The sequence below is a fragment of the Occultella glacieicola genome, from assembly GCF_004353825.1.
GTDB lineage: Bacteria > Actinomycetota > Actinomycetes > Actinomycetales > Beutenbergiaceae > Occultella > Occultella glacieicola.
Genome location: NZ_SMNA01000012.1, coordinates 125,690 through 146,981 on the forward strand (window position 1 = coordinate 125,690; position 21,292 = coordinate 146,981).

The following is a 21,292-nucleotide window of genomic DNA, read 5'->3' on the forward strand; positions in this document are numbered from 1 at the left end:
GATACTCCATGCTGTTCACCGGCAAAGACATCGTCGCGCCCGCGTACGAGCACGGGTTCGCCGTGGCCGCGTACAACATCAGCGACTACGGGATGCTGACGGCGGTGCTCGCCGCCAGTGAGGCTGCCGACGCGCCGGTCATCCTCTTGATCCACCCCGATGACTGGAAGTTCGTCGGAGACCAGTTCCTGCCGTCGGTGTTTGCGTTGGCCGCCTCGGCGTCCGTCCCGGTCGCGATCCAACTGGATCACGGGGCCTCGCTCGAGCAGGCCGCCGCATCGCTGCGCCACGGCTTCACCTCAGTCATGATCGACGGCTCGCTGCTCACGTTCGAGGAGAACATCGCGATCACGCGCGCGACGGTGGAGATGGCGCACCGGGTCGGCGTCTCGGTCGAGGGCGAGATCGGCACGATCGGCCCACGCGACCCGCAGTCCCTCGCCGAGATGCGGGACTTCGTCCACACCGAGCCCGGCCAGGCGAAGCAGTTCGTCGAGTCGACCGGGGTGGACCTACTCGCTGTCGCCGTCGGTACCGCCCACGGCGTCTACCCCGCGGGATTCACGCCCGAGCTCAAGCTCGATCTGATCGCCGCGATCACCGAGACCGTGGGCATCCCCCTCGTGCTGCACGGTGGCTCCGGCGCCGTGGACGAGCAGGTCTCCGCCGCCGTCAAGCTCGGCGTCGCCAAGATGAACATCTCAGCCGACATGAAAACGGCGTACTTCACGAAGCTGCGCGAGGTCCTCGCCGACCCGGCCCAGCGCGAACCGCTCGACATCTACCCGCCGGCTCTCGCCGTCGTGCAGCAGGTCGTTCGCCACAAGGCGGAGGTGCTGGGCGCCGTCGGCGCCGCAGCGCGCTACGACTACCGGCCGTCCGGGATCGGTGCGCGCCGGTGGTCCCAGGATGCGACCGTGCGGCACTGAGCGGATTGACAACGGTCAGGGGTGTTCGGCAGCGTTCGGCGCCGCGGGAAGGCTCGCTGGCGGTGACGACACCCAGATCGCCTCGGCGACCTCGCTCCCGACGTTGGTGATCTGGTGCGGCACCGAGGATCGGAAGTCCAAGCTGTCCCCCACCGCCAACTCGAAGCTGCTCTCCCCCAGGGTGAACAGGAACGTGCCGCGCACCACGATGAAGATCTCCCGGACGTCACCGTGGGTGTAGTCCGGACCGCCCACGATCCCACCCGGTGGGTATTCGGTCGAGGTCACTTCGACGTCCAACAGCGGCGGCGGGGTTATCGCGAACGTGCGGACCCCGTCGCCGTGCAGGATCGAGGGCCGCTCACGCCTGCGCAGGACCTTGCCCGAGGCTCCCGGTTCCTCGAAGAGGTCGATCAGTTTGATGGACAGGGCATCGGCGAGGCTGCGCAGTACCGCGAAGGCGGCGTTCGCCGAACCGCTCTCTATCTGATGGATGTAACTGGGGCTCCGGCCGGTGGCCGCGGCCAAGTCCCTGATCGACATGCCGCGGCTCTTGCGGAAGGTGCGGACCCGGCGACCGAGGTTCTCCCGCTCGGTCGGCGTGCGTTGTTCACCGTTGCTCACCTGCCGCCTCCCCACGGGCTCCTCGGTGATGGCCCTTGTTGCGATCCTAGGTGGCAGGCCACGATCGCACGGACCGTCAACTGACGCGCTGGCGGTTCTCGGTGCGGGGCTGTCCCAGGTCCAGCCACTCCTCACCGAGCACCTCGGGGTGATCGAGCCAGTAGTCACCGTAGTAGTCGATCAGCGGGCCGTACTCGTCGAAGATCCGGCGCAGCTCGCGGATGGAATCCGCACCGTCGGGGGCTATGTCGACCCGGAGGTCCAGGCGTGGGCGTCGCTCGCCGCGCAGCGTGGTGATCAGTGAGGAAGACAGGTGCCGGCGGCCCTCGCCGCCGGCCTCCAGCCCGGCCTCGAGGCCGCGGAGCAGGCGCTCTTCGAAGGCGAGCTCGGCGCCGGCTTCGAACGTCTGCGCGACCGCCGTGAGCACCTCGGGTCCCACGACTCCGTTTCCGAGGACCGCGTAGCCGGCACCGGTGTGGTGCCCCGAGAAGGACCGTCCGCCGGCGAAGGAACCGGTGTGGGCGCCGACCCGGCCGTCATCGGTCACGATGCCGACCTGACGGTAGGCGAACAGTGGGTCGGTCAGTTCCAGGGCCGCGAGCACCACCTGTGGATCCAGTCCGCTAGTGGCCAGATCGAGGGCGCGCAGTCCCAGTCGCCAGTCGCTGTGCCACTGGCTGGTGACGGCGACACCGCCCGCCACCTGCGGGCAACGGGAGGCGAGTGCGATCGATCCGGTGCCCTGGCAGACTCCGACCGCCTTCGTGGTGGGATCGGTGGCGACGATGCTGAACGTCATGGTGTCTCTCCTTGGGTGGGGTGGGACCGGCGCGGAGCGCGACAGGAGCTCCGCGCCGGCCGCGGTGTCATTCGTTGATGGACAGGTGCGCGTAGTCGACCGTGTTGTCGGTGCGCCACGCGTACCCGGCGATCCGCTCCGAGATCGCGATCCCGGGCTGCACCTGCGCGATCTGGATGAACGGAACCTCCTCCAGCAGCCGGGTCTCGGCGACGTTCCATGCGGCGCCGGCCTCGGCCGAGCTCTGGTCGATCACCTCGGCGCTGGCGGCCAACGCCTCGTAGAACTCCGGGTCCTCCCAGTCCGACATGTTGTTCTGCGAGTCGACCCCGGTCAGCAGGTTGAGGGTGTAGATCGGCGTGAGTGCCCACGGGGCCTGCACCGACAGGAGCGCCTGCCAGATCTTGGCGTAGCGGCCGGTGTGGAAGTCCGCCCCGGGAACCGTCTCGATCTGGACGTCGAAGCCTGCCGGGCGCGCCGCCGTCTGGATCTGCACGGCCGTGGCCTGCGACTCGGCGTCGGCAGCGCTGACCGTGAGGGTGAAGCTCAGCCCGTCGGGGTAGCCGGCCTCGGCGAGCAGTGCCCTGGCGGTCTCCGGGTCGTACTCGTACTCCGGCAGGCCGGCCGCGTCGTAGCCGGGGGTGTTGGTGAAGACGATGCCCGAGCCGGTACGCACCGCACGGTCCTGGTAGACGTTGGAGATGATGTCCTCGAACGGGATCGCTCGAGACATTGCCTGACGCACCAGCAGGTTGTCGAAGGGGGCCTTGTTCGTCACCAGCGAGAGCACCTGCGAGGTGTTCGGTGAGCTGACGGTGGGCACGATCAGCGTGTCGACGGAGGCCAGGTCGGCCGCATCGGTGGGCGAGAGCCCCTCGACGATGTCCGCGTCGCCGGCTCGGATGGTGCTCGCGCGGCTCCCGGCGTCGGGAACGACCTGGACATTGACGACGTCGACCTCGGGGGTGCCGAGGATCCAGTTATCCCGTGCCTCGAAACGGGCGTAGGAGCCCACCTCCCAGTCGGTGATCTCATAGGGTCCGAAGCCGTAGTTCGGGTTCTCCTGCGCCCAGGCGATCGCGTAGGGATCGTCGGCGCTCACGTTGGCTTGCATCTCGGTGCTGTCGTAGACGAACGCGAGCGCGTCCGCCAGCATGGACAGCAGCGTGGTGCCCAGGCCCGGGCTCGCGATCGTGATGCTGACCGTCTTGTCGTCGATCTTCGTGAACTGGGTGGCCGGGTCGGTGATCACCGGGGACATCGCCCCCGGCGCCGTCGAGGTGTCGGCTCCGAACTTGAGTTCGAAGGACCACAGCACGTCGTCCGCAGTGAGCTCATTCCCGGCTGCGCTCACGGCATCGGAGAGGTGGAAGGTGTAGACGAGGCCGTCATCGGAGACCTCATAGCTCTCGGCCAGGTAGCCCTCATAGGTGAACGGGTCCTGCTCGAAGACGCCGTCCTGGCCGGACTCGACGTAGGGCTTGCGGACGAGGGTGGCCTGGGTCGCGCCGAGGAACTCGGTGTTGTTGGCACCGGCCTCCTTGATCAGGCCCATTCCGATGTCGGCCTGCAGGATGGTGACGCTGGTCTCCTCGTCGGTGGACGCGTCGGCGGTGTTCGCCGACTCTGCACACGCGGAGACGAGCAGCGCTGCCGCAACTGCGACAGCCATTGGCTTCGCCAGACGGCGAACCATGGAGCGATCTCGAGACACGAGTCTTCCTTTCGAGGGGTGGGGGAATCCCGGAGCGGTGGGCAGACCGGGGGTGGGCAGATCAGGACTGGCTCGGGCGCGGGTCAGCGCCGTCGCAGGTACTGGTGGGCGAGATTGCTGAACGCGATCACGGTCACGGCCAACGCGAGACAGGGAAACAGGGAGGACCACCAGCGCCCGGCTGACGCTGCCGTTGCGCCGTCGGCGATCATGGCTCCCCACTCGGGGGTCGGCGGCGGCAGACCGACGCCGAGGAACCCCAGGCCCGCTGCGACCGTGACGGCGACGCCGAAGATGTAGGAGGCGTTCTCCAGAGCCGGCCACGTCGAGTTCGGCAGCATGTGCCGCAGCAGCAGTCCGCGCTCGGACTCGCCCGACAGACGCGCCGACTCCAGGTACGCCTCGCGACGCACCCGGAGCACCTCCGTCCTGACCACGCGTGCCTGGGTGGGCACCATGAGCAGGCCGCACACCACCGAGAGGGTGAGCAGGTTCCGGCCGAAGAAGGCGAGCAGCACCAGCCCGACCACGATCTGCGGGAGCGCGTCGAACAGGTCGAGGCCGCGGGTGACACCGCGGGCCACGCTGCCTGGGACGCCACCGCGTGACTCGTTCGTCCCGGTGAACAATCCCACACCGACGCCGATGACCGTCGCGAGCAGGGCCGCGACGAGGCCGACCACCAGGTCGTTGCGCGTCGCTGCGATGACCCGCGAGAAGACGTCCAGACCGTAGATGTCGGTCCCGAACCAGTGCTGCGTCGACGGCGGCTGATCGGGGGCAGCCACGACGTCGATCGGGCTGTAGGGCGCCAGCAAGGGCCCGAGCGCGGCGACCAGCAGGAGGAGGACCAGTGGCGCGACGACGGGCACCATCGAGGCAGACCCGGGCAACCTCCGGCGGGTTGCCGGCGCCGCGGTGGGGGGCGTTGTGGCAGTGGTCATGCGTTTCCCTCCACCATCACGCCGGGTCGACGGCGCGGATCCAAGGTCATGTTGACGAGGTCGACAATCAGGAACACCACCAGCACGCACGCTGCCACCGTGAGCAGGAATGCCTGCAGCGCCAGGAAGTCGGCTCGGCCCACCGCCTGGACGGCGTACTGCCCCATGCCTGGGATCGCGAAGAGCTGTTCGATGATGACGGCGCCGCCGAGGAGGAAGCCGAAGAGCTGCCCGCACATCGTCACCATGGTGGGGCTGGCCCGCCGCAGGACGCTGACGATGACGACGTGCCGCGGCACTCCGGACGCGATACGGAACAGCGTGGCCTCGTCATCGACAGCGTGTTCGATCGAGCGCTGCAGGACCTTCATGATCGTGGGCGCGCTGCCGACCACCAGGACCAGCACGGGCAACCACAGGTGCGCCAGCATCGAACTGAGCAGCACCGTGTCGGAGGACAGCAGCGCATCCAGGAACGGGAACCCGGTGGTCCGTGGTGCCGGCCGCAGCCCCGCGTCGTAGCGTCCGGTCGGTGCCGCGGCCCACCCGAGGACGGTGTAGAAGACCAGGATGCCGGCCACCCCGAGGACGAAGTCCGGGATCGCTCCGGCCGAGCGCGCGTAGAAGGCAGCGAATCTGGCCACGGGGTTATGGGGGTGGAGCATCGCGAAGATGCACAGCAGGAGCGTCACCGCGATGGCGATGACCATGGCGATGAGGGCGATCTCGATGGTGGCGGGCAGCCGCCACGCGATCTGCTCTTGCACATCCTGACCGTCGATGAGGGAACGACCGAGGTCGAGCGTGACCACGCGGCCCAGGAACACCATCAGCTGGTGCCACAGCGAGCCGCTGAGGCCGAGCAGCACCTCGATGCGTTCGTACTGGTCCGCGGTCAGATCGTCGCTACCCGCGATGATCAGGACTGGGTCCCCCGGGATCAAGCGGACCAGGAAGAACACCGCGATCGCGAACAGGAACAGGTGGACGGGCAGGAGCGCCACGCGCTGGATCCACCAGCGCTGGGAACGCCACAGCCGCGCGATCATGCGGCGCTCGATTCATCGGCGGAGAGCTTGCGGTAGGCGCCCATCAGCCGCGCCGTGTACGGATGCTTCGGCCGGTTGACGACCTGGCTGACGTCGCCCTGCTCGACGACGTCGCCGCCGTGCATGACAACGAGTCGATCGCTGAGGAACGCCGTCGCCGGTACTCCGTGGGAGACGAACACGATGCCGGCTCCGGATCGTTCGGCGAAGTCCTTGAACTCGTTGAGCACGGCTCCCTGCACCGAGACATCCAGGGCGGAGACCGACTCGTCGCAGATGAGGATGCGCGGCGAGACGATCAACGCTCGTGCGATCGCGAACCGCTGGCGTTGTCCACCGGACACCTGGGACGGCCGACGCGATGAGAGTTCCGGGTCGACGGCGAGCGAAGCGAGCACCTCGTCGACCGCCGCATCCGCCTCGGCGACGGTGAGGCCGAGGATCTCCAGGGCCGGCCGCCGGACGGCGTCACGCAGGCTGCGCAACGGATCGAACGAGGAGGTCGTGTCCTGCCCGACGAGTTGCACGTCCCGCCGGAACTGGCGCAGCCGGTCGCCGCTCAGCTGCGAGACTTCGCCGTCCTGGTAGAGGATGGAGCCGGCCGACGGCGTCTCGAGCCCGAGCAGGAGGCGCACGAGGGTCGACTTTCCCGACCCGGACTCGCCGATGATGCCGACCCGGTCGCCGGGCTCGATCACCAGGTCGAGTGGGTTGAGGGCGTGCACGACGGTGTTGTCGCGGCCGCGGTACTGCTTGGCGGCTGCCTTCGCGGTGATCACGAGACTCCGACCATCGTCGTGAGCCGGTGGTCGTTGAGCTGGCCCAGCGACGGTGCGCACGCGAGCAGCGCCGCGGTGTAGTCCGCGCTCGGGGCCGCGAGGACCTGCTCGGTGTCCCCCTGCTCGACGACCCGGCCGCGATGCATGACGACCACCCGGTCGGAGTAAGCCCGGCACAGCCCGATGTCATGGGTGATCATCAGCAGGGTGGTGCCGAGGTCGGCCGTCAGCGAGGTGATCAGTTCCAGGAGGTCGACGGACAGCGTGACGTCCAGGGCGCTGGTCGGTTCGTCAGCGATCAACAGCTCGGGCTGGGAGCACAGCGCGATGGCGATCATCACCCGCTGCCGCATCCCGCCGGAGAGCTCGTACGGCCGGGCACGCAGCACCCGTGCGGGGTCACGGATCCCGACCCGCTCCAACCACTCCCCGGCGAGCACCCGGGCGCGCGCCCTGGACGTGGCGCCCCGCCCGCGGATGGCGGTGCCGAGCTGGCTCCCGACCGTCCAAACAGGGTCGAGCGCGTTCATCGCGTTCTGGAAGACGACGCTCACCCCGGGCACCTGGTAGGGGATCGCGCGCGTCGGCCGCGCCGTCAGGTCGGTCTCGATGATGCGGGCCGTGGTCGCTTCGACGGCGGCTCCGAGCGGGAGCAAGCCGGCCAGTGCCATGCACACGCTGCTCTTGCCCGATCCGGACTCGCCGACGATTGCGACCCGCTGACCGGAGGACACCGTCAGCGAGAAGTCCGAGACCGCGGTGAACCACCCGTCCGGGGTACGGTAGCGCACCCTGAGGTCCGCGACCTCGACGGCGTTGGCGGCCCTCAGTCCGACGTCGCCCGGCATGGTCAGCTGGCCCCGTCGAGCAGGTTCGCGCGGAAGGTCTCGTGCCGATAGCTGCCACGGACGGCACCACGCCGTTGCAGTGCCGGCACCAGGCCGTCGACGACCTCGCTCAGGTAACGCCGCGTCGGCATCCGCGTGGAGAGCAGGAAGCCGTCGGCGCCGATCTCGGCCGCCGCGTCCTGCATGCGGGCGGCCACCGTGTCCGGGCGCCCGACGAAACCGTTCTCCTCGTGCGCGTAGGAGTCGCGAACGAGCTGCCGAAGGGTCTTGCCGGAACTGACCATCCCGTCGAGCTGGCTCTGGTGGCCGTTTGTCTTCAGATCCTCGGGCAGTCGCTGGTCGGGGTCGAACTGCGACAGGTCCGTGGTCGTGGTTGAGGACCAGTTGGACAGCACGTACTCGAGATCGTTCGCATTCGCATCGCGGATGCGCTTGGCCTTCTCCTTGGCCTCATTGTCCGTCTCGCCGAGGACGGGATCGATCAGGAAGAACACCTTCACGCTATCCGGGTCGCGTCCGAGCCGTTCGGCCTGGGATCGGACGTTGTCACGGAGGGCCCTCATCTTGGTGTGGTCGGAACCGCCGGCGAGCACGACCTCGGCGTGCTGGGCGGCGAAGAGCTGTCCCCGTGGCGAGTTGCCGGCCTGCGCCAGCACGGGCTCGTACTGCGGGCTCGGCAAGGTGTTGAGCGGTCCGCGGCTCTTGAAGTAGGTGCCCTGGTGATTGACCGTGTGCACCTTCGCGGCATCGACGTAGACGCCGGTGTCCTGATCCAGCAGCACGGCGTCGGGCTCCCAGGACTGCCACAACGAGCGCACGACGGCGACGAACTCATCGGCTAGTTCGTAGCGTTGGTCATGGGCCGGCTGCGCCTCGAAGCCGAAGTTCTGGGCCGCGCGATCGTTGCTGCCGGTCACGATGTTCCAGCCGATCCGGCCCGCCGACAGGTGGTCGAGCGTGCTCATCGCACGCGCCAGCCGGAACGGACTGATCTCCGTGGTCGCGACGGTGGGGATGATGCCGAGCCTGGAGGTGTGCTGGCTCAGCACCGCCGCGAGCGCGAGCGGGTCGTGCTTCGGTGCCCGGTGGCCGTGCTTGAGCGGACTGGCGTAGGAGTTGCCGTAGTCGTCGGGGATGTAGTTCGAGTCCTCGATGAGCATGAAGTCGAAGCATCCGCGCTCGAGGTCGCGAGCGAGGTCGACGAAGAAGTCGCCCTTGGCCCAGTCGCGCGTCGAGTGGCCGGACCACTCGCGATTCCACGCCGGTGCGCGGAAGCCGGCCTGGAACCAGCCGAGGTGGAAGGAGTAGGAACTCACGGTAGACCTCTCGTGTCGCAACACTGAATCGAATCTGTTGTCCACTGTCAGTGGACGATCGTCCACTGACAGTGGACAGTAGTGACCCGCCGTTTCGCCGTTGTGACCGCGGATTACCGCACTGTTACGACTTCGCCAGGTGGTCAGCTCGCCCGGTCTGCGGCGTCCCCGAGGTGCCGGTACCGGCCACGGAAGAACACGAGCGGCTCCTGCGCGGGGCCCTCGTGCTCGACGAGCTCAACCACTCGTCCGAGCACGATGAGGTGATCGCCGGCGTCGTGCTCGGCCCAGAGCTCGCAGTCGATCCACAGCAGCGCTCCGCCCAGCAGCGGATCCCCCGCCGCGGACGGCCTCCATTCGACGCCGGCCCACTTGTCCGTCGCGCTGCGTGCGAACTGCGCGGAGAGGTCCATCTGGTCGCGCGCGAGGACGTTGACGGCGAACCGTCCGGTCGGCGCGATACGCGGATAGGTGGTCGAGGTCTTCATCACGCTGAACGAGACCAGTGGCGGGTCGAGCGAGACGCTGGAGAAGGACTGGCAGGTGAACCCCAGCGGTTCCCGGCTGTCGTGCCCGGTCACCACGGTGATGCCGGAAGCGTAGTGGCCGAGCGCATCGCGGAACCGGCGCGTGCCGAAGGTATCGGTAGTCATATCGATGGGTCGCATCAGGAATCCTCGGGTCTCGGTCTCGGTCGCGGATCAGCGGGCAGCCGGTGATGACGTGTGCTCGGCGAGCCGAGCCAGGCGCGCGAGATTCGCGGCGTAGGTTGCCGCAGCGTCAGCGACGACCTCCGCCAGTTGATCCATCTGGCTGAGGGCCACATAGAAGCCGCGTCCAGGAACGATCGCGCCGAGCTCTGCCAGCAGCGGCGCCAGGTTGACGGTCGGCCCCATGGCATGACCGAAGTCGGCGCCGGTGTGGACCGGGATGGCGGTCACCCCCGCGAGCCCGTTGGCCGGGTAGCGGTCCAGGAACGCCTTGAGCAGCCCGGTGTAGGTGGCCTTGTAGGTGGGTGAGGCGAAGATCGCCAGATCCGAGACTGCGACCGTCGCATTGAGGTGCGCCATCCGCTCGGACGGCCAGGCGAATACCTCATTGATGTGGTCGGCGAGATCGATGACCTCGATCTGCCGGTCCGAGGGGACGAGTTGCTCTGCGAGCAGCTCAGCCACGCGTCGAGTGCGTGAGCGCGGCTTGGGGTTGCCGACGACGACTGTGATTTTCAGGGACATCTACTTCTCCGTCTGCCGAGTGCCAGTATTCGGAGAGGCAGGTTGCGTGCGCCGCGGACGGGGAGCAACCGGCTCTCCATGCACCCGGGGATCTTGTGGCCCCTGGGTGCCCGCAACGGCTCACGCTGCGAGAGCAGCATGACAGGGTCGTGTTTCGCTTGGGTTAAGGGGCGTGCGACGCGCCCGCTGCTCCGTTACCGATGCTCGCCAGGGCCAGATCCGACAACCGGCGCGGGCGCCGCCGTGGTCGCTGGTGGCATCCGCTGCGGCAGCGCCCTGATCATCACGAGTGGTTGAGCAGGACGCCCGAGCGACGGCGATGGCCACCCCGAGCGTGGTGGTGGCGAGCTGACGGCAACGGAGACTTGGCCTGCCGTGACCTACCGGAACTGGGTCTTCTCACAACAACGCGACCGGTCACCCGGGCGGTCGCGCCGTCCCGAACATGGGAAAAGGCGCCCGCAGCCATGACTACATCCACGTTCACCTGGCTGCCGTTCGGCGCCGAGCAGTCCCGCGCCCGCGAACTGGTCCAAGCTCGTCCGGTTCCTCCCGAGGCCGTGGCCTGGCGGCCGGTTTCAAACGTCAGTTCTCGGAGGGATGCTTGCCACGCCGGCAGACTCAGAGGCGAGTTTCGGCCTCTGGGGCCAGCCTCAGTCGCAGTCTCTGATCGGACCGGTGGCCGTCGTGACGATCAGCGCCGAAGCAGTACCGGTACCACAGGTCAGCGGACCACCGATGCTGGAGCCGATCAGCACGACTGTGTCATCGGAGCTGAGCGAGACGGGGCCCTCGACGGTCACGTCGTCCCACCAGACTGCACCTGCGCGGGAGATGTCCACCGGACCCGTGACCGTGCTGTCCTGAACATTGATCTGCCCCGCGTCGGCTGCGACGAGAGGACCGGAGATCGTCGAGTCGGAGATCGAGAGCGCGGTGCCGGCCGCGACGGTGACCGGACCGGTGACGTCTGCGCCGACCAGGCAGGCCGAGTCCCCGGAGAGCCGTAGCGGCCCGGAGACCTCGCCTGCTATCGGCGCGGTGCAGTCCTGCGGGAGCGCCCAGGTCAGCCTCAGCGTGGGTCCTGCCGCACCGGCCTCGTGAGCCATGACGGTGGCTCCGAAGGCCTGCGTGTCGTTCACGTTCTGTCTGAGTGTGAAGGCGGCAGCCCCACCGTCCAGGGCGGCGGCCACGGCTTCCGTGACCGGGACGCTGACCTGCGCGCTGGTCTCACCGGCCGTGAAGCTGCCGATGAGATTGCCGACCGGGGGCCGAGTGTTCCAGGCGACCTCATGCTCGTTCCAGCCGGCCTCGGCGCTGAACACGTCGACGACCATCGTGCGATCCTCGGCGACGTAGGTGGTCAGGACCAGTTCGGCGCTCACGAGCTCCAGTTCTGATTCCGGCAGGCCGAAGGCGATGAGGGCTTCCCGTGTGAATCCGGTGTCCTCGCCGGGGACGCCCTTGATCGTCAGCGTGTCTCGCGCGCCATAGGTCGAGTTCGCGTACGCGCCGTCCCGGATGAAGGCATCCTGCGTGGCCAGCAGCGTCGTGTGCTCAGGGTCCTCGACGGTGATCGGGACCGATACGTGCAGGAGCAGGCCGCTCGCGGCCCGCCACCACGCGACGATCGTGGCGATACCCGTCGAGCGGGCGACCAGCATGCCGTCCACGACCTGCACCACGGCCGGGTCGGTGGAGGTGAGTTCGACCGGGCCGTCGGGGTCCGTGGTCGTGCCGTCACTGAGCACGACCGCTGCCGTCACGACCTGCGCCGACTCCACCGGCATCGACGTGGCGATGTCGAGCGTCAACTCTGTCGGCACGGGCGCTGTCGTCACGTTCGGCCACACGCCGTCCGCGGTAACGATCCGCAGTTCGGTCAGGCTCATCCAGGTGTTCGCGGAGTTGCCATGGGTGACGATGCGCACGTAGCGGGCGGTGACGGCGTCGAAGGAGATGTCCTCCATCTCCAGCGTTGCGCCGCTGCTCGCTCCCTGCCACACCGTGGTCCACGTCTGCGCGTCCGTCGACGTCTGAACGTCGAACGTGTAGACCCGGGCATCGCCCTGGCTCCAGCCGACCTGCACGCCCGAGACCTCCGTGAGCGTGGGAAGGTTGGCGCGCAGCCACTGGCCGTCCCCGTTGGCCGACCAGAACGTCCCGAGGTCGCCGTCCATGGCGTTCACGGTGGGGTTGGTCCCCACGATGCTGCCCGTCATCGGCCCCTGGGCCAGGCCGATGAGGTACACCCGGTACCGGGTCGCACAGTCGTCGACCCCGTCGTCCACGCAGATCGTCGCGACCCCTGGGACCGACTCCGGCATCTGGATCTCGACGGCGTCGCCGGCCTCCGAGGCGACCGCCTCGATCGTGCCCAGCGTGTCGGTCTCGACGGTGAGGGTCCGCGTGTCCGCGTTGAAGCCCGGCACGGTGACACCGTCGAACCGGAGGTCGGCCAGGGTGGCCGGGCCGCTGGCAGGTGCGGTCCAGTCCGCCAGCGCGGTGACCTCGGGCAGGTTCGGGGCGGGCACTCCGTCGACGATGGGGTCGAAGACGACCGTCAGCTCGAAGCGTGTGGAGTCGCTCACCCGGATCGTCAGCTTCGACTGGCCGTTGACTCCTTGACCCTCCGGGTTGGGGGAGGTCGGCAATGGCTCCGCCGCCATCACCGAGAACATCGCATCCTCGGGCCCGTCGGCAATCCTGGCGAGCAGGCTCCGGCCGTCGCGCATCAGGACGGCCGACCGGCCGTCCGCCGCGATCTCGACGTCAGCGGAGGTGTGCATGAACCACCACGCATCGGCCGGTTCGGACGCCACCATCTCGTCCTGCACGACGACGCGCGAGCGGCCATCGATCATGGCGACGCCACGCTGCCAGGACTCGACCCCGCGGTCGGTGTAGGCCGCGCTCAGGTCCGCGACGGTGAACGAGGCCTCCGGTGACGAGCCCTGTGAGATCACCTCGCCGTTCGCGGTCAGCGACTGGTCCGGTCCGCTGCCGGGATTGATGACCAGGGTGTTCTGCCCCTCGGCACGCTTGCGGTAGTAGTTCCAGCGTTGGCTCCCGAAGTAGCCCGGCAGGCCGTAGGAGTCGGTACCGAGCTCGTCGGCCCACCTCCTGCCCCAGGCGTCGAGGACGAAGGTGCCCATGTCGAGGTCGCCGTGGCTGTTGCCGTTCGATCCGGGTCTGAATCCGGTGAACAGGGCGGTCGAGGTGCCCCAGGCAGATCGGGAGAGCACGACGCCGACGTCGTCGTAGCGGGCGTCGAGCTCCAGGCCCGCCTGTGCGGGGGTCTGGCGCTCGGAGAGGCCGTGCCACACCATCGCCACGGCGGTATCGGCACGGTCCAGACCCTCGTCAGCCCACCAGGCGTACTCGCCGCGGCCGTAGCGCTCGGCCATCCAGTACAGCTCCGGTGGTCCGCCGTAGCTCGAGGATGCGTCGGAGAAGTTGAAGCTCTTGCCGGCCGTCCCCATCATCTGCATGCTGAACGCCCCGGTGTCCGCGAGGCCGGGTGCGTCGGCGAGGCCGAAGTCGGTACCGGCCGCAGACTCCAGGCTGGCCGCGTAGTGGACGAGGAACTGGGTGGCGTACTCCCAGTACATGATCCCTTCGGGGTAGCCGCCGTCGGGGCCGTACTCGTCGATCGCCGGGCCGATGTGCTCCAGGCCGAGCTGCAGGAGCGACTCGGTCAGGTCCGGCGCTACGTCGGCCAGGGCGAGGCTGGCCATTCCGATGCCGCCCACACAGACGATCTGCCAGTTGTTCGTCCTGGTGGTCCACGCGTCGCCGGCTTCGTAGCCGTCCATGGCGGGTTGCAGGCCCATCTCGATCATCGCGGTCTCGACGACCGACCGTTGCTCGTCCGTCAAGTAGTCGTACAGCCAGTCGTAGCCGATGGCGAATCCGTTCAGCATCTCGGCTACCGAGAGAAAGCTCTCCGGGTTCCAGTCCGGGAACGCGGCCGCTGCCTCGAGCTCGGCGACGGCCCGGTCGGCGTACACGCTGTTCTCGGTCAGCCGGTACGCCAACGCCAGCGTCCACAGGCGCGTCTTCACCTGCCGCGCCGGCCTCAGCAGGGTCCGTCCGTCCGGGAAGCCGTACTCCGTTGTCGGCTCGTCGAGGATCACGTCGGCGTCGGCGACCAACCGGTCTTCGAGCGCCGCCGCACCCGGGTCGGATGCGATCCACTCGTGCACCTGGTCCAACCCGTCGGCGTCAGCGATGAGCCGCGGGTGATCGCTGCGGACGAGCGCAGTCACGCTGTCCGGGATCTCCGGCGTGAAGCCACCTTCGGCCTGCGCCGGGCCGGCGAGCGAAGCTAGGAGTGCACAGGCCATGGCGGGTGCCACCCATCCGATCTCCCGTCTCATCTGTGTCTCCTCATGACGTCGTCCTTCCCGTGGGACCGGCGGCACGCGCCCTGTTGGTCGGGCGGCTGGCTCCCAGCTGATCGTGGCGCCCTTGAGGACCACGGGCACGAACTGCACACCCGCCACTGAGGCGGTTGGCGGCGCTGGGAGTCAACTCTGTCCTTCCGGAACGCTGACCGAATCCTCGATGACCTCTCGTTACGTCAAACCGTAGACCACCGATATATGGCAGGTCAATCAGCGTGACATTTCGTTACGTCTAGTCAAGTCGAGGCGAGGTGCGGCATGGGCAACCGCAGCCAGGGATCAGTGCGACGGTGGAGCGGTGCTCCCGCGCACGATGATCTCGGGAGCGGGGTCGTGGATGACCCCGAAGCGCGGCTGCCCGCCGTCGAGCAGCAATGCGATCTGCTCGATGGCAAGGGCGCCCAACCTGTCCATCGGAAGCCTCACGGTCGTCAGGCTCGGGCGGGCGTGCGCAGCCACGTCGGCGTCGTGGAGGCCGATGACCGAGAGTCGTTCGGGCATGGCGATACCGGCGTCTCGCGCGACCCCGACCAGCCCGACCGCCGCCATGACGTTATTGACGACGAGACCGGTCGGCAGGTGCGGGCCGGCCAGCAACTCGGCCATGCCCGCCGCACCGCCCTCCAGACCGTATCCGGACTTGAGCGGCGGCCGGGGCTGGAGGCCCGCCGCAACCATGGCCTCGCGGTAGCCGCGGTAGCGCTCGTCGGTCGAGATGCCCCACCGGCCGCCGACATAGCCGACGTCGCGATGCCCGAGTTCGATGAGGTGGCCGGCAGCGACCCTCCCCGCCTCGAAGTCGTCGATCGAGAGCCAACGGCCCTCGGGCTCGTCGCGCCCCCCGAGCAGGACCACCGGCGTGCGGCGCTGGGTGAGCATCGCCATCACCCGCTCGTCGATGAGGTGCTCCTGGCGCAGCACGATGCCGTCGATCGACCCCAGTCCGAGCAGCCTGGCCAGGAACTGGCTGCCCGACCTCATCCAGTTGGTGTCACCGAGCACCACGGCCCAGCCGCGTTCCTCGGCCGCCTCGTAGAGACCGTGGATCAGCTCGTGGTAGACCGGATTGTCGAGCTTGTCCAGGACGACGGCGATCGTGCCCGACCGCTGCAGCCGCAGCGCCCGCGCCGCGTCGTTGGGCACGTACCCAACCGCGGCGATCACCGCCTCGACCTTCGCCCGGGTCTCGTCGCTCATGCGGGTGTGCGACGTACCGTTGACGACGGCGGACACGACGGACACCGAGACGCCGGCTCGGCGTGCGATCTCCTTTTGGTTCGCCATCCGGCAATCGTAGGCGGCGTGGGCGGCGGTTCGGCACGGCCTCGGTGCTACCCGGAACTGGCGTCGCCGTTTGTGGCTGACCCGCAATCACGGTGGCGCCGAACGGACGCGGCCGGGTCTGGTCGCCGCCTCAACTCCCGGCCGCGTCGAGTCGCAGCAGCACGGAGCGGTCGACGTCCAGTGACGGCGCTTCCAGCCCTGCCTCGGCGAGAACCCGCCCCGGCAGGCTGACCCCGGCCGAGAGCCACGGTGGGCGCTGCCCCTCCGGCACCGACGCCCCGGGTACGAACTCCGAGACCCGATAGGTCCGGTCCGGGTCGAGACCCGGAAAGCGCAGCCGCTCCGGCGGCCACACCGCGGGCCGGTCCAGCACCACGAACTGGAACAGCGCGGACCGTCGATCGGCGCCCACCACCCCTTCGAGCCGGACCGCGGGCTGGGTGTCCGCGTGGACCACGTCGCCGCTGTGCAGCAGGTCGCGCACGGCCCGGTGCTGCTGGACCCAGGCGCGGACTGCCTCGGTCTCGTCCGGGTTGAGCGTGGCGAGGTCGAGCTCGATACCGAAATGCCCCCAGAACGCGGTCGCCGCGCGAAAGTCCAGGGGGGCGACCCGGTGGGTGGTGTGGGACTCCATGGCGCCGATGTGGGTGCCCTGGAGCTCGGGTGGCACGAGCAGGCCGGTCCACCGCTGAATGTCGACCCGGTCGTGGGGGTCGTTGCAGTCGCTCGGCCAGACCCGGTCGGTGTGCTCCAGCACGCCGAGGTCGATCCGGCCGCCGCCGCTGGCGCAGGACTCGATCTCCAGACCGGGGTGCAGGTCCCTCAGCTCGGCCATCATCCGGTAGGCCTGCAGGGTCTGGGCGCGCACCGCCGCGTGGCCGTTCGAGGAGTGGCCGGCGTCGGTGAGGTAGCGGTTGTGGTCCCATTTCAGGAAGTCGATGCCGAGGCGTTCCACGAGCGTCGAGATCCGCTCGAGGGCCAGGGCGTAGGCGGCTTCGTGGGTCAGGTCCAGACCGTGCTGGTGCCGGGAGGGCAGCCCGGTGCCGTGGCCGCCGTCGAAGACCCAGTCGGGATGTTCGCGGGCGAGGTCGGAGTCGAGGTTGACCATCTCGGGCTCGACCCAGAGCCCGAACTCCATGCCCAGCTCGTGTACCCGCGCCGCGAGCGCGTCCAGGCCCTCGGGCCAGACCGCAGGGTCCACGAGCCAGTCACCGAGACCGCGGGTGTCGTCGCGCCGGTTCAAGAACCAACCGTCGTCCACCACGAACCGCTCGATGCCCAGGTCCGCGCCCTGTTCCGCGAGGGCGATCAGCCGCTGGGGGTCGTGGTCGAAGTAGACCGCCTCCCAGGTGTTCAGCACCACCGGGCGCGGGGACCGCGGGTGGGTGGGGCGGGCCCGCAGGTGCCGGTGCACCCGCGAGGCCAGTTCGTCGAGGCCCTCGCCCCAGGAGCCGTAGACCCACGGGGACTGGTGGGTCTGCCCCGGGGTCAGCACCACCTCGTCGGGCAGGAGCAACTCGCCGGCGCGCAGGAACCGGGTCCCCGCCGGCACGAGTTCGGCGGCGAGCACCTGGTTGCCGCTCCAGCCGAGGTGGACGCCCCAGACCCGGCCCTTGCGGAACCCCAAGGACGGCTCCCCGACGGTGAGCATGGTGGAGTGGTCGAGCCCGGGCTTGCCGCCGCGGCTCTCCCGGACCCACGAGCCGACCCGCAGCGGATGCCGCTGCGGCACCCGCTCGAGGGCCCACCGGCCGGTGAGGTCGAGGATCTCCGCGGCCTCGGACGGCAGCGGCAGCGCCATCTCCAGTGCGTCCAGCCGGTAGGCGTCGGCGCCGGTGTTGGTCAGTTCCGCCGCGGCCCGGAGCAACCCGCTGGGTCCCAGTTCGATCGTGACGAGGATGTCGAGCTCCGAGACCGCGTCGGTGGCGGTCGTCCGGACCCGAAGGGTCCCGTCGTGGTCCTCCACCGTGGACCGAGAGCCGGAGAACAGCGGCGCGAACGCCCGTCCGCCCCGGCTCCCGACGATCCCCGGCCGCCCGAGCCACCCCTCCGCGAGCGCGGGCAGGACCGGCACCGGCTGCGGGTAGGTCACCGCGCTGTCCCCGACCGTCGGCTCGACCGCGCCCGCGAACGCTTCCAGGGCGGCCGAGGTGAGGTCCCCGAGGTCGGTGCCCCAGTGCAGGATGCGGGGCAGCCGCCCGCCGTCCAGGTTCAGGACCACGCTGGTCCCGCCCCGGCGCAGGTGCTCGATCGGCATGGCTTGTCTCGTCACGGCGTTCCTCAGGTAGGTGAGTAGGAGGGTGGTGGTTACTTGGACCCGGACATGGCGATCCCGCGGATGAACTGCTTCTGCAGCAGCACGAAGATCACCACCATGGGCAGGATCGCGAGCAGGGACCCGGCCATCAGCACCGGGTAGTCGGTGCCCTGGGCGCCCTGCAGCGTGGCCAGGCCCACCGGGAGCGTCATCCGGCTCGGGTCGGTGTTGATGACCAGCGGCCAGAGCAGGTCGTTCCAGGAGAACAGGGAGGTCATGATCACCACGGCCGCCAGGGCCGGCAGGCACAGCGGCAGGATCACCCGCCGGTAGATCTGCCACGGGTTCGCACCGTCCAGCCGGGCCGCCTCGTCCAGCTCGACCGGCAGCGCCCGCATGAACTGGTACAGGATGAACATCCCGAACGAGGAGAAGATCCCGGGGACGGCGAGCGCCTGGATCGTGTTGAGCCAGCCCAGGTCCCGGATCACCTCGTACTGCGGAATGATGAACAACTGCGGCGGAACCATCAGCGTGGCCAGGAACAGGGTCAGCAGGGCTCGCTGGAACGGGAACCGGAGCCGGGCGAAGCAGTACGCGGCGAGCGAGGCGACGAGGACCTGCCCGGTGACCCGCAGGATCAGCGCGAGCACGCTGTTCACCGCCATCGTCTCCACCGGCAGCACGTCGAAGATGCGCGCGTAGTTCTCCCAGTGCCAGGTGCTCGGCCAGATCACCGGCGGCGCCACGGTCGATTCCCGCAGCGACTTCACCGACGTCAGGAACTGCCACAGGAACGGCGCCACCATCAGCAGGGCACCGACGGTGAGGACCACGTAACTGACAGCGCGGCCCACTCGCAACGGCGCCCGGGTTGCCCCGCGTCCCACACCCTCAGGCATAGTGCACCCACCGCCGCTGCAGCCGGAACTGGATCGCGGTCACGATCAGCGTCACCACCAGCGTGACGATCGCGATCACCGCGCCGAGCGGCCGGTCGCTGCGCACGAACGCCTCCTCGTAGAACAGGTACACGATGGTCTTGGAGTCGGCGAGCGCCGGGTTGGTTCGGCCGAGCATCACGAAGAGCAGGTCGAACATCTGCAACGACCCGATCACCGACAGCACGCTCACGAGGAAGACCGACGGCGACAGCAGCGGAGCGGTAATGGACGCGAACCTACGAACCGGACCTGCGCCGTCGAGCATTGCGGCCTCGGTGACGCTGTCCGGGATCGCCTCGAGCCCCGCGGCGAGGATGATCAGGTTCGTCCCCAGCCCCATCCAGATCCCGACCACCGCGACCGCGAACAGAGCGGTCCTCGGGTCGGCGACCCACGCCGTGGTCGGCAGTCCCACGGCCGCGAAGACCTCGTTGAGCAGCCCAAAGTCACCGTTGTAGATGTAACGCCAGACCATGGCGACGGCGGCCGGCATGGTGACCACGGGCAGGAAGTAGAGCACGCGGTACAGCCCGCGAAAACGCAGCCCCCGCTGGTGCAGCAGCACGGCCGTGATCATCGCCAACGGCACCCCGAGCAGCACCACGGCCGCGTAGACGAGCGTGTTCAGCAGCGCCCGGGGCAGCTCGTCCCCGGTCAGCACCTGCACCCAGTTGTCGAAGCCGGTGATCTCATACCCGAGGAACGGGTTGCCGGTGGAGACGGACAGGATGATCGTGCGCAGGAGCGGCCAGAGGTAGAACACCACGAGCCCGAGCAGGGGTACCGCCAGCAGGATCGCGGCCCACCGGCCGTCCCCGGAGGGCCGCCGGCGGACCGGCGACCCTCCGGGAGTGCGTATCGCGCTCATCGCCAAGGTCAGCCCTGCTCCGCGGCGAGGGCCTCGTTCATCGCGTCGGCGAGGTTCCCGGCAGCCTCCTCGACCGTCTGCTCACCGGTCCACGCCGGTGTGAGCAGCTCGGACTCGCGGCTGGCCCAGGCCTCGGTGTTGTTCGAGGTCGGGAACACCACGGAGGAGTCCACCATGTCCAGGAACACCTGCACGTTGAACTGCGGGAAGGCGTCCACCCAGGCCTGCTGGGTGTCCTGGTAGGAGCCGATCACGGCGCCGCTGTCGCTCTGGATCTGGGACGCCTCGGGCGAGGACAGGAACACGGCCAGCTGGGCCGCCTCCTCCGGGTGCTCCGAGCCCGCGAACGCCACGTTGCCGAGCCCGTTGATGACGGTGACGTCGGAGACCGGGCCGGCCGGCAACTCGGTGACGTCGAAGTTCGCCGAGGCGTACTCGTCGCTGGCGAACCGGACCGCGTAGAACGAGCCGGTGTACAGCATCGCCAGACGCCCGGACATGAACTGCGCGACCGACTCGGTGTCCGCGAAGGACTGCAGGTCCGGGGACACGCCGTATTCGTTGATCATGTCGGTCCAGTAGGCGATGCCCTCGATCGACGCCGGGTCGTCGTACCCGGAGGTGGTGCCGTCGGCCGAGATCACCTCACCGCCGGCCTGGTAGATGGTGTTGTAGTAGGTGGCCTGCGGGTCCAGCGGTGCGCCGATGCCGTAGACGTCCGCGGCCGGGTCGGTGAGCGCCTGGGCGTTGGAGATGACGTCGTCCCAGGTCCAGTCCGGGTTCGGGTACTCAAGGCCGGCCTCGTCGAAGAGGGCCTTGTTGTACCAGAGGCCGATCGTGTCGAAGTCCTTGGGCAGGGCGTAGGTGACGTCATCGCGCTGGTAGAGCGCCACGAGCGGCTCGGGGTACCCGGCGACGTCGATGCCGGCGTCGGCGATCGTGTCGTCGAGCGGCAGCAGCGCGCCGCCCTCGAGGTAGGGCCCGAGCTTCGCGCCCAGCATCCAGGCGACGTCCGGCCCGGTGCCGCCGGCCGAGGTGGTCAGCAGGGTGTTCCAGTAGTCGACCCACGGGATCACCTGCAGGTTGACCGTGATGTTCGGGTTCTCGTCCTCGAACGCGTCGACCACGGCCTGGATCGCCGGTTCCTGATCGGGTGAGAAGATCGCGAAGTCGAGCTCGATCTGCTCACCGTCACCCGAGCCGGCGTCATCGCCGCCGGCATCGGGACTCGTGCAGCCCGCGAGCAGGCCGACCGCCAGGGCTCCGCTCAGGGTGAGTGCTTTCCACTTCATCGTG

17 protein-coding genes are annotated in these 21,292 nt (G+C 68.9%); 1 reads left to right on the forward strand and 16 read right to left on the reverse strand.

Annotation, left to right across the window (positions count from 1 at the left end; all coding sequences use genetic code 11):
- The first annotated feature begins 8 nt into the window (after positions 1–8).
- On the forward strand, positions 9–929 hold the full coding sequence (locus EXU48_RS20615; RefSeq protein ID WP_133109571.1) for a ketose-bisphosphate aldolase: 921 nt from the start codon (positions 9–11) through the stop codon (positions 927–929).
- 15 nt (positions 930–944) lie between these two features.
- Here EXU48_RS20615 and EXU48_RS20620 read toward each other — a convergent pair whose 3' ends face one another.
- The 16 genes from EXU48_RS20620 to EXU48_RS20695 all read right to left on the reverse strand — a co-directional run bounded on the left by EXU48_RS20620 (position 945) and on the right by EXU48_RS20695 (position 21,288).
- On the reverse strand, positions 945–1,553 hold the full coding sequence (locus EXU48_RS20620; protein WP_133109572.1) for a helix-turn-helix domain-containing protein: 609 nt from the start codon (positions 1,551–1,553) through the stop codon (positions 945–947).
- 76 nt (positions 1,554–1,629) lie between these two features.
- Complete coding sequence (locus EXU48_RS20625) at positions 1,630–2,352, reverse strand: DUF1028 domain-containing protein (RefSeq protein WP_133109573.1); 723 nt, start codon at positions 2,350–2,352, stop codon at positions 1,630–1,632.
- 67 nt (positions 2,353–2,419) lie between these two features.
- Positions 2,420–4,024 carry an ABC transporter substrate-binding protein gene (locus EXU48_RS20630; RefSeq protein ID WP_165962928.1) on the reverse strand — a complete coding sequence of 535 codons (1,605 nt, stop codon included), beginning with the start codon at positions 4,022–4,024 and terminating at the stop codon, positions 2,420–2,422.
- 125 nt (positions 4,025–4,149) lie between these two features.
- A complete protein-coding gene (locus tag EXU48_RS20635; protein WP_133109575.1) occupies positions 4,150–5,010 on the reverse strand; it encodes an ABC transporter permease in 861 nt (286 codons plus the stop codon).
- Positions 5,007–6,059, reverse strand: a complete 1,053-nt coding sequence (locus tag EXU48_RS20640) for an ABC transporter permease (RefSeq protein WP_133109576.1) — start codon at positions 6,057–6,059, stop codon at positions 5,007–5,009. The genes EXU48_RS20635 and EXU48_RS20640 overlap by 4 nt, the downstream gene beginning before the upstream one ends.
- A complete protein-coding gene (locus EXU48_RS20645) occupies positions 6,056–6,838 on the reverse strand; it encodes an ABC transporter ATP-binding protein (RefSeq protein ID WP_207947849.1) in 783 nt (260 codons plus the stop codon). The genes EXU48_RS20640 and EXU48_RS20645 overlap by 4 nt, the downstream gene beginning before the upstream one ends.
- On the reverse strand, positions 6,835–7,686 hold the full coding sequence (locus EXU48_RS20650) for an ABC transporter ATP-binding protein (protein WP_133109577.1): 852 nt from the start codon (positions 7,684–7,686) through the stop codon (positions 6,835–6,837). Before EXU48_RS20650 ends, EXU48_RS20645 begins: the two co-directional genes overlap by 4 nt.
- A 2-nt stretch (positions 7,687–7,688) precedes the next feature.
- Positions 7,689–9,002: an NtaA/DmoA family FMN-dependent monooxygenase gene (locus EXU48_RS20655; RefSeq protein ID WP_165962929.1), complete on the reverse strand. Its 1,314-nt coding sequence runs from the start codon at positions 9,000–9,002 to the stop codon at positions 7,689–7,691.
- A gap of 143 nt (positions 9,003–9,145) precedes the next feature.
- Positions 9,146–9,670 carry a flavin reductase family protein gene (locus EXU48_RS20660; protein WP_235857170.1) on the reverse strand — a complete coding sequence of 175 codons (525 nt, stop codon included), beginning with the start codon at positions 9,668–9,670 and terminating at the stop codon, positions 9,146–9,148.
- Positions 9,671–9,703: 33 nt separating this feature from the next.
- Positions 9,704–10,237, reverse strand: coding sequence for an NADPH-dependent FMN reductase (locus EXU48_RS20665; protein ID WP_207947850.1), 534 nt, complete (start codon positions 10,235–10,237; stop codon positions 9,704–9,706).
- 653 nt (positions 10,238–10,890) lie between these two features.
- Positions 10,891–14,616 (reverse strand): CBM96 family carbohydrate-binding protein, encoded by a 3,726-nt coding sequence (locus EXU48_RS20670; RefSeq protein WP_133109579.1) that lies wholly within the window; start codon positions 14,614–14,616, stop codon positions 10,891–10,893.
- A 306-nt stretch (positions 14,617–14,922) separates the two neighbouring features.
- Positions 14,923–15,927, reverse strand: a complete 1,005-nt coding sequence (locus EXU48_RS20675; RefSeq protein WP_133109580.1) for a LacI family DNA-binding transcriptional regulator — start codon at positions 15,925–15,927, stop codon at positions 14,923–14,925.
- Between the two features lie 130 nt (positions 15,928–16,057).
- Entirely contained in the window at positions 16,058–18,199 is a 2,142-nt protein-coding gene (locus EXU48_RS20680; protein ID WP_328591663.1) for an alpha-galactosidase, read from the reverse strand.
- A gap of 35 nt (positions 18,200–18,234) precedes the next feature.
- Entirely contained in the window at positions 18,235–19,074 is an 840-nt protein-coding gene (locus EXU48_RS20685) for a carbohydrate ABC transporter permease (protein ID WP_235857171.1), read from the reverse strand.
- 4 nt (positions 19,075–19,078) lie between these two features.
- Positions 19,079–19,996: a carbohydrate ABC transporter permease gene (locus EXU48_RS20690; RefSeq protein ID WP_133109582.1), complete on the reverse strand. Its 918-nt coding sequence runs from the start codon at positions 19,994–19,996 to the stop codon at positions 19,079–19,081.
- An 8-nt stretch (positions 19,997–20,004) separates the two neighbouring features.
- Positions 20,005–21,288 (reverse strand): ABC transporter substrate-binding protein, encoded by a 1,284-nt coding sequence (locus EXU48_RS20695; RefSeq protein WP_133109583.1) that lies wholly within the window; start codon positions 21,286–21,288, stop codon positions 20,005–20,007.
- Positions 21,289–21,292: the final 4 nt, after the last annotated feature.

Excerpts from the sequence above, each read along its gene's own strand:
- EXU48_RS20615 (WP_133109571.1), top strand. The coding sequence starts at position 9 with ATGCTGTTCACCGGCAAAGACATCGTCGCGCCCGCGTACGAGCACGGG.
- EXU48_RS20625 (WP_133109573.1), bottom strand. The coding sequence starts at position 2,352 with ATGACGTTCAGCATCGTCGCCACCGATCCCACCACGAAGGCGGTCGGA.
- EXU48_RS20630 (WP_165962928.1), bottom strand. The coding sequence starts at position 4,024 with ATGGCTGTCGCAGTTGCGGCAGCGCTGCTCGTCTCCGCGTGTGCAGAG.
- EXU48_RS20635 (WP_133109575.1), bottom strand. The coding sequence starts at position 5,010 with ATGACCACTGCCACAACGCCCCCCACCGCGGCGCCGGCAACCCGCCGG.
- EXU48_RS20640 (WP_133109576.1), bottom strand. The coding sequence starts at position 6,059 with ATGATCGCGCGGCTGTGGCGTTCCCAGCGCTGGTGGATCCAGCGCGTG.
- EXU48_RS20650 (WP_133109577.1), bottom strand. The coding sequence starts at position 7,686 with ATGCCGGGCGACGTCGGACTGAGGGCCGCCAACGCCGTCGAGGTCGCG.
- EXU48_RS20660 (WP_235857170.1), bottom strand. The coding sequence starts at position 9,670 with ATGCGACCCATCGATATGACTACCGATACCTTCGGCACGCGCCGGTTC.
- EXU48_RS20665 (WP_207947850.1), bottom strand. The coding sequence starts at position 10,237 with ATGTCCCTGAAAATCACAGTCGTCGTCGGCAACCCCAAGCCGCGCTCA.
- EXU48_RS20670 (WP_133109579.1), bottom strand. The coding sequence starts at position 14,616 with ATGAGACGGGAGATCGGATGGGTGGCACCCGCCATGGCCTGTGCACTC.
- EXU48_RS20675 (WP_133109580.1), bottom strand. The coding sequence starts at position 15,927 with ATGGCGAACCAAAAGGAGATCGCACGCCGAGCCGGCGTCTCGGTGTCC.
- EXU48_RS20690 (WP_133109582.1), bottom strand. The coding sequence starts at position 19,996 with ATGAGCGCGATACGCACTCCCGGAGGGTCGCCGGTCCGCCGGCGGCCC.
- EXU48_RS20695 (WP_133109583.1), bottom strand. The coding sequence starts at position 21,288 with ATGAAGTGGAAAGCACTCACCCTGAGCGGAGCCCTGGCGGTCGGCCTG.